We start from the raw sequence: 13,272 nt of genomic DNA on the forward strand, positions 1-13,272 counted from the left end.
GGTTAATCTTCTTTACGTCCTAAGCTCAGATTGAGTTCATCCACATCCACGGCTCCCAGGTCTTTGAGATTTGATCGCTGAACCGGGTCCAGGCCAGTAATATTTTTAATTTGCATCTTTTCGTAAGGACGGGGAGGTTTGATCGGTCTGGATTCTCCTGTATGAATATTGGTGATGTAAATTGCATCGCTGCGATCGCAACTTACCAGATGTTGTCCATCGGACATAAACGCCAGGGATTGAATACCTAACGGTTGTCCCATGGGCATGGGGATTTCTAACAAGTTAGGTTCCCAATCGGCCGGGTTTGGAGAGCTGGTATCCCATAAATAAATCATCTGATCATCACTACCACTAGCCATCTGGTTCCCATCAAGGGTAAAGGCAATTGCTTTTACCCCCGCCCGATGGCAATCATCAAAAGCCTTAAGACATTGTCCCGTTTGTACATCCCAGATAATGATCTTTTTATCATCGCTGCCACTAGCCAACAACAGCTTTTGATGGCCATCAGCTGCCTCTGAGAGAGGCCTAAACATCACTGAACGAATGCGATGCTCATGTCGATCTTCGAACTTTAGCTGCTGCCGACCGTTTCTCGTATTCCAGAGAAAAATTTGTTTATCATCGCCGCCACTGGCCAAGTATCGACCATCAGGACTAAAGGCCAGGGTACGAATCCAATGCTTGTGCTCAGATAGCTTATACAATTTAGTCCCTGTTGGTAGCTGCCAGAGAAAAATTTGTTTATCATCAGCACCACTGGCCAACAGGGTACCATCAGGGCTAAAGACGACAGCTCTGACCCAGTGTGGATGGCCAGTAAACACCTTTACACAGGCGCTGGTTTCAATGTCCCAAATTCTCACCGTACCATCATCACCCGCACTCGCTACCCACTTACCATGGGCCGCTACACTACGCACTCGCCCCGTATGGTCTGCCAAATCACGAATGGGGGTATCCCTACCGCTGAAGGGCTGCCACAGCTTCACATGCCAGTCATTACCACCACTGACGATCAAGTCTTCTGAATCGGAATTCTCAGCAGCGTCTCGTCGGAGTACGGCGACTGAACGAGTCCCCATGGCAAATCCTCGCAGAATTTTGATCGAACGAATCTGTGACCCTTCACCCTCGATCCGAGATAAGACAACTGACCGGTCATCTCCTCCGCTGACCAATAGGGTTTCGTTTGGCGTTTGGTAAAACGCCACTGACCAAACTCGACTGTGATGTATGAGGGATGTCGTCAGGGGGGTTTTAGTCTCAAGATCCCATAGGACCACGTTGCCATCATCACTCCCACTAACCATGTAACGACCATCGGGACTCACCGCTACAGACCGCACACGATCCGTATGATGTCTGAGCGTTTTAACCAGCTCGTGGGAGGTTAAATCCCAAATGCGAATGGTCTGATCATCACTGCTGCTGACAAGGTACTGAGTCTGAGGCACAAAGGCTAATGATCTGGCCCAATCATCGTGGGTTAAAGCCTTAGATGAAAGTTGTTGCCCCGTGCGCCAATTCCATACACGCACATGGTTATCGTCACCACAGCTGGCAATTAGATCACCATCAAAGCTAAAGGTAATATACCGAATCGTTTCTTCTGTTCTAGCTATAAACTTTTCAGGTGCGATGGGTCCAAAACTAGATATTTTATCCCCTGCCTGATGCCCCGCTTCATGATCATCGGCCTCATAAAACAGATAAATGGTTGAACGACTACAGCAAGCCACAATTGCTTGATCAGGGTGAAACGCCACCGAACGTACCCAATCTGGGAAATTACGATCTTCCCATTCCAACGTAATATTGCCTAAGTGGGGGGTGCTGCCCATGTGGGATTGAAATCGCCAAATTTTGAGAGTGCTATCATCCCCCCCTGTAGCAATTAATGTATTGTCTCGATTAAAAGCCAGGGAGCGTACCCAGCTGATATGGGCTTGCCAATAGGCCCATTTTTGATGAGTCTTAAGATTCCAAATATGGATATGGCCATTAATGTCTGCGGCAGCAAAATAGGCATCGGAGGGTGACTTAAAACTATCAGAACGATTAGTAAACCCTACCGTTACCACATCGCTCAGGGTGTCAGTAAAAACAGATTTTTCGAGATTGCAATTGTTAAACTTGGTACCCGTCAGTTTAACCCCTTCCAAATCGGCTTGCCAGATGGCTAAATCAGAGAAGTTTTTATGACTTAAGTCTTTAGACTCAGTTATCTCCTTTGACAGTTCGGCCATCAAATTAAATAAATTGCCGCCTAAATATCCTGTCTTATAGGCCGGGTTCTGGCGATGGATTTCAAGAATGGTTTCTAGCTGATGTTGCGTATTTTTAGCACTGCCATACTTTTGCTTTAGCGAATCTAGAACGGGTATTAACAGAGTGTCTGTTTGTCTCTGTTGCGTAAAACTATCTGCGTTCGCTTTCAATAAAGAATGACTATTGAGTAACAAATTTCCTGATACTGATGCCGATTTGGTTTTTGCTGATTCAGTCAGGTCCTTGACAATCCGTTTAACTAAGTGCTGCTTTACATACTCCATGACGATGGGCTGCAGCTTAAATCCAGACCCTTGACCCACGACCTCAATCAGCGAGCGATGCTCTAAAGAACGAAGCGTATAAACTAAATCTTTACGATTAGACCGTGAAACAATATCCGCTTGTAAATTATGGAAAGCTGTAGGCAAGCCATTGATTGCCAGCCAGTACATTGTTTCCTCTTCTAGAGGTGATAGACGAGAAAATTGTTGTCTCAGAATATCTCGGAGATCATCAAATACCAACTGCTTTTGTTCAAGAAACTGTTCAATGGAACCAGCAAACAAATCCTTAATGGTGGTAGCAGCCAACTTTAGCGCCAGGGGATTACCCGCATAGCTCCCAATCAGCTGGCGTCGTTCTAGGTGAGTGCCACCCTGGAGGCCAGTCTGATCCAAAATATCCTCGGCATCGCTACCTCCAAGCCCCGTTAGGGTAAATAACCGCACCTTTAACTGGTCTCCCTCTGAGGCGATTAGTTCCCGAGGTTTTTCCCGACTGGCAATCAGCACGCAGCTGTGATGGGAGTTTCGATGTCGCGCACTACTAATCTCTTCTAGCAACTCTCGATAACTATCCACATCTCCATGTTCTTCTCGATCTCTACGAGATTCTAGAACTCCGGCCTGGAGATGACGAGAGGCCTTTTTTTCAATAGATTTTACAGTAGGGTTAGCATTGGTTCTAAATAGGTGCTCAAATTGGTCAAAAATCAATAAACAGCGTTTTTGGGCAAGTAGCTCAAGTAATGCCGTTAGCGTCGGTTTTGATAAATCATTGGGAAAAGACTCAAGTAGATGTTGAAATGAATCAAACTGGCGGATTGAACGCCAAATAATTAAATCAAAATCATCGGTCAATTGCTGAGCTAACTCTAAAGCAAGGGTCGTTTTCCCAATACCTCCTATACCGGTGAGGGCAACCAGATCGCACTGATCATCTCTGATCCATTGACATAACGTATCTAATTCCTGTTTGCGACCGACAAATGAGCTAATCCTGGGAGCATTGCTTAAATCAGGAGGTCGTTTAGTCGTTGCTGCCGATAGGTTTGATTGCGCGGCTAGTAATTTACGCCTGAGTAGAGTCAGCTTGCCCGGTCCTTTGCGCCCAATATCAAACTTGCGATAGACCTCACCGAGTCGTTTACGGACGGCCGCATCGCTAATGCGCAACCGCTGGGCAATGTCAGCTGTGGATAAACCATTGAGCGCTAATTCTAAGGCTTTATATTCCGCATCGGTGATGCCGTGGTCGCTGACTTCTGAGGCAAGAAAGTCAGCGGAAATTTCAGGCTCCATTTCAGACTCCAGACTCCAAAGCGGCTGCAACCTCAGGTGACAGCCAACTTATTAATAGTGACAGTACCTTGATAGGATACCTCACATTAGTGAGAGCCTAAGTTGCAAAATATTATTTTTATCTATAAAAGCCTGAAAATCAGGGGCTCAACCTAAAAGTCCGATGGTCATCTCAGCCCATGGTCCTGGACTCAGGCTGAAAAAGGATAGTTAACTCCAGTCGGGTAATGTCTGGGTTTATATAGATACCTGTCAATCATCTTTTATGTGAGATATTGACAGATGTACACCTATCAATCACTGTATTTATGTGAGATAAATTGCTGATAAGTGATAATCTCGCATGAATTTAAGACTCACAAAGGGGATATTTATGTCTAGTCGAGATTCGCACTTCAAGAGGAAACCACTCTATGAAGTGCTCACATTCATTGATCGATGTATTCGAACAATGGTTTTAGATACAGGATTTGGTGAACTTAATGTAGAGTTTTCGCCCTCAGGCGACCCCAGACAACTGCGGATTATTGTGAAGAATACGGCCCATCACTTTTATCAAGTGGCGGCTGACGATATGCGGCAGTTACTCAATAGTGGTCCTCACTTTTCAGCTGATTATGTGAGTTCAGAGCTATGGCAGACTCTGGGACATCGATTCCATGCCATTTTTGGAGAAGGTGGCACTGGCTATGGACATATTTGTCTTTCTACTGCTAAGGGTAGACATCAGCAGGTGTTTAAGATTGGTGGAGGTATTTCCCACCAAATCCATGTCAACTATTCAGAGATGAATCTTTAGATTCAAGCTCTCATTTCAGATTTCGGCAGGGATGCTAGCGAACTGGCAACCTGAACAATAATCAAAAACAATCGAATATAGGCTCGACTTATGGGGAGATTTCTAAGGTCGAGGATGGTCCTTTCGGGTACTGTCTTCGACCTTCTTGCTTTTTAATCAAAATGGAGATGATCAGGCTATGGTTATCAGATTTCGCCGTGACACAATACTGGCTCGTTTACTGCAGCAACTACACGATCTAAACAGTCAACAACCCATGAGACCCTATAGGCGTAGACCCTATAGTGCGATCGCACAACTCGCGTTTAGTATGTTTCGTTGGCTATTCCTATTTTTCATGGGTATAGCAATTTTGGTGTTGTTTGCCGCATTTACTATCTCTAATAACTTTGCAGAGGCTATCTTCATGGGAGTAATGCCCGTCATTAGGCTTTTTGGGGGCACTACATTCTTTGTATTTGCCCTTGCCTGTCTTAAGGAGTCAATCTGAGGTATTCGTTATACCTATGCAAAACGCGCTATCGGGAGCTGCCATTGTTGAACTGGAGAATGTTAGTGTCACCTACCCCCATGGGGTAACGGCACTGACATCCATATCCCTGCAGCTCAATCGCGGCGAATTTGCAGTGGTGCTGGGGATGTCTGGTGCGGGCAAATCCACACTGTTACGCACGATCAATTATCTCAGACCACCGACCCAGGGGACTGTCATCGCTGATGGCTTGGGTGATTTATCCAATCCCCAGATATTGCGGTCCCATCGCCAACGAACCGGGATGATTTTTCAACAGCATCAGCTGATCGAACGTCATTCTGCTTTGCAAAATGTCTTGATGGGGCGATTGGCCTACCATTCGTTTTGGCGTAGCCTACTGCCCCTACCCCAGATCGATCAGCGGATTGCCCTGGACTGTCTAGAGCGGGTGGGTTTGATCGATAAAGCCCTGACGCCGGTCAATGTCCTGAGCGGTGGTCAAAAGCAGCGGGTAGGCATTGCCCGTGCCCTGGCCCAAAAGCCCCAGCTCATGCTAGCGGATGAACCCATTGCCAGCTTGGATCCGGCCAGTGCTCACAAGATTATGACCCTGCTACAGACGATTTGTCAGGCCGATGGCATTGCTGCGTTGCTGAGTTTGCATCAGATAGAATTTGCCAGGGAATATTGCGATCGCATCATTGGTCTAGCCCACGGCCAAATCATTTTCGATGGTCCACCCGCCGCCTTAGAATCCCATCATCTAGCTGAAATTTATACCGATCAGACCATCGTCATGTAACGTAAATGATCCCTAGAGTACATAACGGTTAATTGTCGTCTTAAAGAATCATGGTCAGTATCAACTTAAAACAGGGTTTCACCACTATTTGTCTAATGGGTATGGTGGCCCTAATGGGATGCAGTGGCTCAAATTCAGCAGCCAAAGATACCCAAGAAAAAACAAATCCATCCAAGCTAGTTGTTGCCCTATTACCGGATGAAGATGCGGCCACCATTGTTCAAGATAACCAGGGATTAGCAAAGCATTTAGAAGAAAGCCTAGACAAAGAGATCGAGCTAGTCGTCACCACCGACTATTCCTCCATGATCGAAGCCGCCAGCAATGGGCGTCTAGACCTGGCTTACTTTGGTCCCCTGTCCTATGTCTTAGCAAAGACAAAGAGTGATCTAGAACCCTTTGCCGCCCGCGTCAAAAACGGTTCTCCCACCTATACATCCATCATTGTCGGCAATGCCGCTGCCGGCATCAACGAGTTTGCCGATATCGAAGGACAAACAGTAGCCCTGGGCGATCCAGCCTCCACCTCCAGTCGTCTCTTCCCTGAACTAACCCTAGCCAATGCCGGTCTCATCTCGGGAGAGAATTATGAAGCTGTATTTCTCGGTGCCCATGATGCCGTTGCCCTAGCTGTGCAAAACGGCAACGCCCAAGCCGGAGGACTCAGCCGCCCTATTTTTGAATCCTTAGTAGAAAAGGGCACCATCGACCCTGAAAAAGTGACCATCATTGCAGAATCCGAAGCCATTCCCCAATACCCCTGGACCATACGTTCCGACCTAGATCCAGCACTCAAGCAAGACATTCGTACAGCCTTTCTGGAGTTAGAAGACGAAGCTATTCTAAAACCATTCAAAGCCGACGGATTTGCCGCCATGGAAGACAAAGACTACGACGGCATTCGAAAAGCAGGCAAGGTTTTAGGCTTAAACCTCGGAGAGTTTGTTCAATAAAAATTCTTTTCCATGCCCACCCCCCATCAACCATCCCAGCCATCTTCCTTTAACAGGATTCTCCAACAATACCAACGAAGATGGCATCAACAACTCGTCCGTAGCCTTCTCCTACTCAGCCTAATTCTCACCAGCTTTGTTGTTGTTGAACTGTTAAATATCGAACGCATCGCCACCGGCATCCCCGCCACCTTCAAACTCCTCAACGAAATGTGGCCCCCCGACTTCAGCCGCTTTCCCCAGTGGCTCGCGCCCATTTTCGACACCCTAGCCATGAGCATCGCCGGAACAGCCATCGCCATTGGCCTATCCCTTCCCCTATGCCTGCTAGCTGCCAGCAACACCACCCCCCATCCCATTGCCTTTTACATTGCCCGTGCTGTTTTAAATATCACCCGAGCTATTCCCGAGCTAATTTTAGGCATGGTCTTAGTTGCCGCAGTCGGCTTTGGCAAATTACCCGGCACCTTAGCCCTGGGACTCCATTCTGTCGGTATGGTCGGCAAATTCTTTGCTGAAGCCATTGAGCTCAGTGACCAAGCTCCCGTAGAAGCCGCCCGTTCGGTTGGCGCGACGACTCCCCAGGTCATTGTCCATAGCATTTTGCCCCAGGTCTTTCCCCGCATGGCCGATGTCACCTTTTATCGTTGGGAATATAACTTTCGAGCCTCTATGGTTTTAGGAGCCGTAGGCGCAGGGGGCATTGGATTAGAAATTATCAGCGCCCTACGCATTTTGCAGTATCAGCAAGTTTCGGCACTGTTGCTGGTGGTGTTGATAATGGTCACCCTGGTGGACGGTTTGAGCAATTATTTACGGAAGGATTTTGTCAAGTAGGGGCATTGCATTCTTAGACAAGGATTGGATAGTTTGTAGGATGTGTTAGCGGAGCGTAACGCATCAATCCTGTAGGGGCACTGGCACAAGGTGCAGCCCCTACGAGATGGTTCCTGTTGATTGGGGGGCATTAACGTTTTCCTTCCCTGTTTCCCCTGTCTCCTCTGTTTCCCCTGTCCTAGTATTCTGTTGAAGTGATTCTTTAGTGGTGTTATAAACTTCGATAAATGTGCGAAACGATTCTTGAGAGATACGATCGCATGCCAAATCATCTAATACCCGGTGCAACACCAGCTCCATTTGCTGCAGACTATCTCCATGGGGCAGGCTATCCGCCTGATGGATTACCACCAGGTCCTGAATATACTGAGCCGTTGTGTGCTGCTGAATCGATTGCTGATGCTGGGTTTTGGCTTCGATGTCCCGCTCAATTTTCTCACAGGCGGTTTTATACGCCTCGTTAAATGTGCGGAATGCTTCCTGGGAAATGTCCTCATCCACTAGTTTTTTGGCTGCCCGGTCAAAGATTTGGTAAAGTCTTTTCTGACGTTCTTCCAGGGTTTGTTCAGCCGCATCGTTATCATCATCGTCCATAACTTTGATTACATCGCTGATGTAGCCTTCGCAGAGGCTTTTACCACGTTTTTCAGCGCGCGATCGCAACTCCCAAATCCAGGATGCAATGGGCACCACAATGGATAACAATAAAGCTAAAAAGTCAAAGTTTTTAACAACAAACGATGGATTTGTTTTAGTTTGTTTATAGGCAGCAATGGCTCCAGGATGAATGGGAATCCCAAAGCTACTGCTAGGCCGACCAATGTTGGCCACCAGCGGTTTCACCTCCACCGTATCTCGCGAAATGGCATTAGAAATCTCTTGATGATGCTCCTTTAAAATAGTTGCGATCGCCTGCACCACTCGCTTATTCGCCCGTTTACTGGCATACAACATTTTATACACCCCCACCGTCGGAATATCCTTGACGGGCACAATGGGGTTACTGCCGCGATAGGTGCCCTTAGGGATGGTGGCCGCCTTAAACGCCGAGTGTTTTATCCTCATCGCCGAGACCTGGTCAATGGGCACCAACCGTCCACAATGGTATTCCACCAGATCCTGAATGATCCAGTTACCAGGAGCCCGCACCCGAAAGATAGCATCCACCTGATCCGCCTCAAAGGCAACCGCCGCCTCGTCGTCATCCACCCCCACAAAGTCAAAGTCTTCCACCGTTAGTTCAAAATGATTAGCCACTTCTAAAAACGATAGAAACTGGCCACTCTCTCGTTGGACGCCAATGCGTTTCCCTTGCAGGTCCGTAAACTGTTGAATGTCGGTTTTATCTTGTACTATCAGCTGAAACAGATCTCGGTAAAGGGTGGCAACAGTCTGGGCGTTGGGACCAGGGGTAATGTCAGACTGCACCGTAATCAGGTCAGCCTCTCTAGACTCTAACCGATTGATATTATCAACAGAGCCAATGGTTTCTAGCAGGTCCAGCCTAATATTGGCATGGTAGTTTTCCACCACCTGTTTAATCGCCTTACCGAGAATGTAGCTTTCGCCACCGGAGCCGCCCACGGCAAAGCTAACGTGGTAAATGGGACGATGGATGACATTAAAGCTGACCGATTGCCATAGGTCCACAGCGGTAAAGCCAAACCAGATGGTAAGGGCCATTACCAGAAACAGTCGCAGTAAAATCGTTAGCTGGTCCAGGGGCTTAAACAGCCGATCGTTTAATAGCTTCAGCAGCTGGTCTATTTGTCGATCAATCCAGTTTTGCTTTTCACTAAGCTTTTCAGGGACTTCAGGCTCAGGCATCAATCTTACTCACCGCACCAGGCTTAATTATGACCATTGGTCCGTAAAATGGCATCCTGCTGGGCAAATTAGCGTCTTTAATACATTCCTACAAACGCCCACGGGAGTATAGTCAAATGGATCAATCATCCGACTATCCCGAGTGGCCATGAAACCTGTAAAAACGTCAGTTAATGATCCCATTACAGTAGATTTTATGGAAGCTGACGTGGTTCGTGCACCAGGGCGCATCGGCATGACCATTGCCCCAGGCAAGCAGGATGAAGATAGCGGAGCTATTTGGAAACGCGATCTTGATGTTGATTTAGCCCGATTAAAGAATGAGCTGGCTGTAAGTAAGCTGGTTTGTCTGTTAGAAACCGAGGAAATGGCCCAGCTGGGCATTCCAGACTTGCTACAAAAGGCTAATCAGTTAGGCATTGAAACCGCCCATTTTCCAGTGGATGACAATGGCAAGCCTGAGTCTATGGAACAGTTTAAACAAACAGTCTCTTTTGCAACAACGGCTCTCGCAAAGGGAGAAACTGTTTTGATTCATTGCAAAGGGGGCAGGGGCAGAACAGGTATGTTGGCGGCTGCCTGCTTGGTGGAACAGGGGTATGAGCCAGAAGAGGCGATCAAGACTGTTAAACAGTACAGAGAAGGTGCCCTAACGGTTGAAATTAAGTGTGAAGCCGTGCGCGACTATGCTCAAAGTTATACTAAATCTGAATTTCATTAAACCCGATTAAAAATGAATAATTTTGTAGGGGCACTCCCTTGTGGATGCCCCTCGATACCAAGCGCTATCAGTCAGGATTTCGTGTTAGAAGAAACTCAAGATTTTACTTGGAGGCAGTTAGAGTTGGTCGGGGTCTTCTCCAAGTTCTCGCAGTCGAGCAGCTAAGCGCTCAGCCTTTTCTTCAGGGGTAAGGTAGCGTTTGCCTTGGCCGTCAAACCAGCCAAGTAATTCTTGCTGAATGCCACCGACATGGCCTTGATAGCGACCAATGGCTAAATTGACTTCGGGCATCCAGAAGGGTTCGCCTAGTTGTAGTTGATAGTCATCGTCGATGAGCTTGTAAAGTTCAAAAGGCTGATGCCCGTCTCGCTGCCAATGGTTAGGGTTGTAAATAAGGTAATAGAGCACCCCTAGCTTGCGGTAGACCTCTAGCTTTTCGGTATACTCGCCACCGGGAGTCCAGGAGACGACCTCCAGAACTAAGGCAGGAAGGATATCGTTTTCTTCCCAGGTGACATAGCTGCGACGAGATTGGCCATTTTTACGACGTTCAACGCCCAGGCTAAGGAAGCCATCGGGAACAATTGGTACCCGTGGGTGGACTCCGGTGGAGTGGTAAATGCCCATGTCTACGCCGAAGTACCAGTCTTGGCGCTGGGTCCAGATAAAGTTGAGGAGGAATAATAAAACGTTGGGGATTAGGTTTTGATCCTCGTTGTCCACTGGGATATCGTCTGAGTCGGGTAACTCAGTGCTAGGGGGTAGATAGGTTCTGAGGTTGGATTGAACCATAGGGAAGGATAGGCAGCTTAGTCTCTATGATAAGCGATACGAATAATCAGCGAGATGAATCGATCAGGATGCGGCCTATATTTAGCTGGCGAGACGCAGATCCATCTCGATGGGGAGTTCTATCTTTTCATTCGCGGTGAGTCGTTTAGAGAAGAAGAGAATTTCCAGGTTTTCGACTGCACCAGAATCTGGGTTGAGTCGAGCGACAATTTCGTCACCGATTTCTTCAGATGCTTGCGCTGCATAAGGTGAGCATTGATCGATATATCGAATAAATTTCTTCACGTCCAGAATTAGAAAGCATCGGCAAGGGAAATAGGGGTGCTAACTTGGACGTGGGATATCGCCTTCTTGATCGTAGCGAAAGACTAAGCGTCGGTCGGCCATATTGTTTCACCTCCTGAAAATCGACAAGCTTTATAAGCTGCGATAATCCCACATTTAAGTAGGGGCAGTAAAATAAATAGCTCATTAAGTGGGCAATTTGCGGTTAAAGGCTTCTAGAAGCAGGAATATCATATAAATGGCTAAGGTTTTAGCCCCTTTTTTGGGCATTATTCAAACCTGATGCATCAATTTATCTACGTATATTTTTGAACTACCTTATGATTTGATGCCGCCCTCAGGGGGTAAAGTCGTTTAGAGCAATTCAGGCACGCTTAATGATCACTGGCGAACTAAAATCTAAAGTTGACAAAATCTGGGACACCATGTGGTCCGGGGGGATTTCAAACCCGCTGTCGGTGATTGAGCAGTTGACCTATTTGCTGTTTATTAAGCAATTAGACGAAAAGCATACGCTGAAGGAACGGAAGGCGAATCGGACGAAGAAACCCATTGAGGAGCCGATTTTCACCCCCGAGCAGGATCATTTACGCTGGTCGCGGTTTAAGGAGACAGCCCCGGAGCAGATGTTTGAGACGCTGAGGGATCAGGTGTTTCCGTTTATCAAGAGCCTGGGGCAGCCAGAACTCTCCAAGCGTCCCTTCGACTCCGCTCAGGGAACGCTTAACAATCTCGACTCCACTCAGGGAACGCCTAGCCATTCGGTCGCTGAGCGAAGCCGAAGCGACCGGGACTCCGAATCTACCTACAGCCACCATATGAAGGACGCCATCTTTATGATGCCGACGCCTCGGGTGCTGGCGAATGTGGTGGACCAGCTTGATGCCATTGACATGGCGGATCGCGATACGAAGGGCGATCTGTATGAGTACATGCTGGGCAAGATTGCCAGTGCGGGGCAAAATGGCCAGTTTCGGACGCCGCGCCACATTATTCGGCTAATGGTGGAGTTGACGGCACCGACACCGAAGGATGTGATTTGCGATCCGGCCTGTGGGTCGGCGGGCTTTTTGATTGCGGCATCGGAGTATTTAGTCGATCACCACAACAAGGTGATTTATAAGGATGCGGAATCGCGGCAGCGGTTTAATGAGGATACGTTTCACGGGTACGACTTTGATTCGACGATGCTGCGCATTGGCAGTATGAATATGTTGCTCCATGGGGTGGAGAATCCGGATATTTGCTATAAGGATTCGTTGGCGGAACCGGATGAGACGTCGGACGATGATGAGGAAGCTTATTCGTTGATCCTGGCAAATCCGCCGTTTGCGGGGAGTTTGGACTATGAGGTAACGTCAAAAGATCTGTTGAAGGTGGTGAAGACTAAGAAGACAGAGCTGTTGTTTTTGGCGTTGTTTTTGCGGTTGTTGAAAACGGGCGGACGGGCGGCGGTGATTGTGCCGGATGGGGTGTTGTTTGGCTCATCGAAGGCGCATAAGAGTTTGCGGAAGATGCTGGTGGAAGAGCAAAAGCTGGATGGGATTATTTCGATGCCGTCGGGGGTGTTTAAGCCCTATGCGGGGGTGTCGACGGCGATTGTGTTGTTTACGAAGACTAACTCTGGTGGGACGGACCAGGTGTGGTTTTATGATATGCAGGCGGACGGGTTTAGCCTGGATGATAAGCGGACGGAACAGCCGGATAAGAGTGATTTGCCGGATATTTTGGAACGGTGGCAGAAGTGGGCGGCTGAGGCGGAGCGGCAGCGAACGGAGCAGAGCTTTTTAGGTAGCTGTCTATTTCCTCAGGAGAGAAAATGGTGTGAGGAACTATGGTAAATTTCAAGGCTCAATAGCTGTTTCAGGGAGGTTGCTAAATTGAAGTTGAGCAGGGTAGTGTCAGGGAATAAAGTCCCCTATCA

Annotated in this window: 11 protein-coding genes; 7 read left to right on the top strand and 4 right to left on the bottom strand. The window is 47.8% G+C overall.

Annotation, left to right across the window (positions count from 1 at the left end):
- Nucleotides 1–2: 2 nt before the first annotated feature.
- Entirely contained in the window at nucleotides 3–3,857 is a 3,855-nt protein-coding gene (locus IXB50_RS03785) for a WD40 domain-containing protein (protein ID WP_215607604.1), read from the bottom strand.
- A gap of 373 nt (nucleotides 3,858–4,230) precedes the next feature.
- Between IXB50_RS03785 and IXB50_RS03790 the strand changes: the two genes are divergently transcribed.
- From IXB50_RS03790 to phnE, 5 genes are all read left to right on the top strand, one after another.
- Complete coding sequence (locus tag IXB50_RS03790) at nucleotides 4,231–4,656, top strand: transporter family protein (protein ID WP_215607605.1); 426 nt, start codon at nucleotides 4,231–4,233, stop codon at nucleotides 4,654–4,656.
- 178 nt (nucleotides 4,657–4,834) lie between these two features.
- Nucleotides 4,835–5,146, top strand: a complete 312-nt coding sequence (locus tag IXB50_RS03795) for a hypothetical protein (RefSeq protein ID WP_215607606.1) — start codon at nucleotides 4,835–4,837, stop codon at nucleotides 5,144–5,146.
- 16 nt (nucleotides 5,147–5,162) lie between these two features.
- Entirely contained in the window at nucleotides 5,163–5,933 is a 771-nt protein-coding gene (gene phnC / locus IXB50_RS03800) for a phosphonate ABC transporter ATP-binding protein (protein ID WP_215607607.1), read from the top strand.
- Between the two features lie 50 nt (nucleotides 5,934–5,983).
- Complete coding sequence (gene phnD, locus IXB50_RS03805; RefSeq protein ID WP_215607608.1) at nucleotides 5,984–6,886, top strand: phosphate/phosphite/phosphonate ABC transporter substrate-binding protein; 903 nt, start codon at nucleotides 5,984–5,986, stop codon at nucleotides 6,884–6,886.
- 12 nt (nucleotides 6,887–6,898) lie between these two features.
- A complete protein-coding gene (phnE, locus tag IXB50_RS03810; protein ID WP_215607609.1) occupies nucleotides 6,899–7,723 on the top strand; it encodes a phosphonate ABC transporter, permease protein PhnE in 825 nt (274 codons plus the stop codon).
- A 99-nt stretch (nucleotides 7,724–7,822) separates the two neighbouring features.
- Here phnE and IXB50_RS03815 read toward each other — a convergent pair whose 3' ends face one another.
- On the bottom strand, nucleotides 7,823–9,550 hold the full coding sequence (locus IXB50_RS03815; RefSeq protein WP_215607610.1) for a TAXI family TRAP transporter solute-binding subunit: 1,728 nt from the start codon (nucleotides 9,548–9,550) through the stop codon (nucleotides 7,823–7,825).
- A gap of 148 nt (nucleotides 9,551–9,698) precedes the next feature.
- On the opposite strand from IXB50_RS03815, the gene IXB50_RS03820 reads away from it, so the two are divergent.
- Entirely contained in the window at nucleotides 9,699–10,271 is a 573-nt protein-coding gene (locus IXB50_RS03820) for a cyclin-dependent kinase inhibitor 3 family protein (RefSeq protein ID WP_215607611.1), read from the top strand.
- A gap of 117 nt (nucleotides 10,272–10,388) precedes the next feature.
- Here the strand turns inward: IXB50_RS03820 and IXB50_RS03825 are convergent, their stop codons facing one another.
- Nucleotides 10,389–11,063 carry a Uma2 family endonuclease gene (locus IXB50_RS03825; RefSeq protein WP_215607612.1) on the bottom strand — a complete coding sequence of 225 codons (675 nt, stop codon included), beginning with the start codon at nucleotides 11,061–11,063 and terminating at the stop codon, nucleotides 10,389–10,391.
- Between the two features lie 81 nt (nucleotides 11,064–11,144).
- Nucleotides 11,145–11,348, bottom strand: a complete 204-nt coding sequence (locus IXB50_RS03830) for a DUF2283 domain-containing protein (RefSeq protein ID WP_246564064.1) — start codon at nucleotides 11,346–11,348, stop codon at nucleotides 11,145–11,147.
- A 377-nt stretch (nucleotides 11,349–11,725) separates the two neighbouring features.
- Between IXB50_RS03830 and IXB50_RS03835 the strand changes: the two genes are divergently transcribed.
- Nucleotides 11,726–13,189, top strand: coding sequence for a type I restriction-modification system subunit M (locus IXB50_RS03835; protein ID WP_246564066.1), 1,464 nt, complete (start codon nucleotides 11,726–11,728; stop codon nucleotides 13,187–13,189).
- The last annotated feature ends 83 nt before the right edge of the window (nucleotides 13,190–13,272 follow it).

It is taken from the genome of Leptothoe spongobia TAU-MAC 1115, from assembly GCF_018739885.1.
Taxonomy (GTDB): domain Bacteria; phylum Cyanobacteriota; class Cyanobacteriia; order Phormidesmidales; family Phormidesmidaceae; genus Leptothoe; species Leptothoe spongobia.

Coding starts and splice junctions, on each gene's coding strand:
- IXB50_RS03785 (WP_215607604.1), bottom strand. CDS start 3,857: ATGGAGCCTGAAATTTCCGCTGACTTTCTTGCCTCAGAAGTCAGCGAC.
- IXB50_RS03790 (WP_215607605.1), top strand. CDS start 4,231: ATGTCTAGTCGAGATTCGCACTTCAAGAGGAAACCACTCTATGAAGTG.
- IXB50_RS03795 (WP_215607606.1), top strand. CDS start 4,835: ATGGTTATCAGATTTCGCCGTGACACAATACTGGCTCGTTTACTGCAG.
- phnC (WP_215607607.1), top strand. CDS start 5,163: ATGCAAAACGCGCTATCGGGAGCTGCCATTGTTGAACTGGAGAATGTT.
- phnD (WP_215607608.1), top strand. CDS start 5,984: ATGGTCAGTATCAACTTAAAACAGGGTTTCACCACTATTTGTCTAATG.
- phnE (WP_215607609.1), top strand. CDS start 6,899: ATGCCCACCCCCCATCAACCATCCCAGCCATCTTCCTTTAACAGGATT.
- IXB50_RS03815 (WP_215607610.1), bottom strand. CDS start 9,550: ATGCCTGAGCCTGAAGTCCCTGAAAAGCTTAGTGAAAAGCAAAACTGG.
- IXB50_RS03820 (WP_215607611.1), top strand. CDS start 9,699: ATGAAACCTGTAAAAACGTCAGTTAATGATCCCATTACAGTAGATTTT.
- IXB50_RS03825 (WP_215607612.1), bottom strand. CDS start 11,063: ATGGTTCAATCCAACCTCAGAACCTATCTACCCCCTAGCACTGAGTTA.
- IXB50_RS03835 (WP_246564066.1), top strand. CDS start 11,726: ATGATCACTGGCGAACTAAAATCTAAAGTTGACAAAATCTGGGACACC.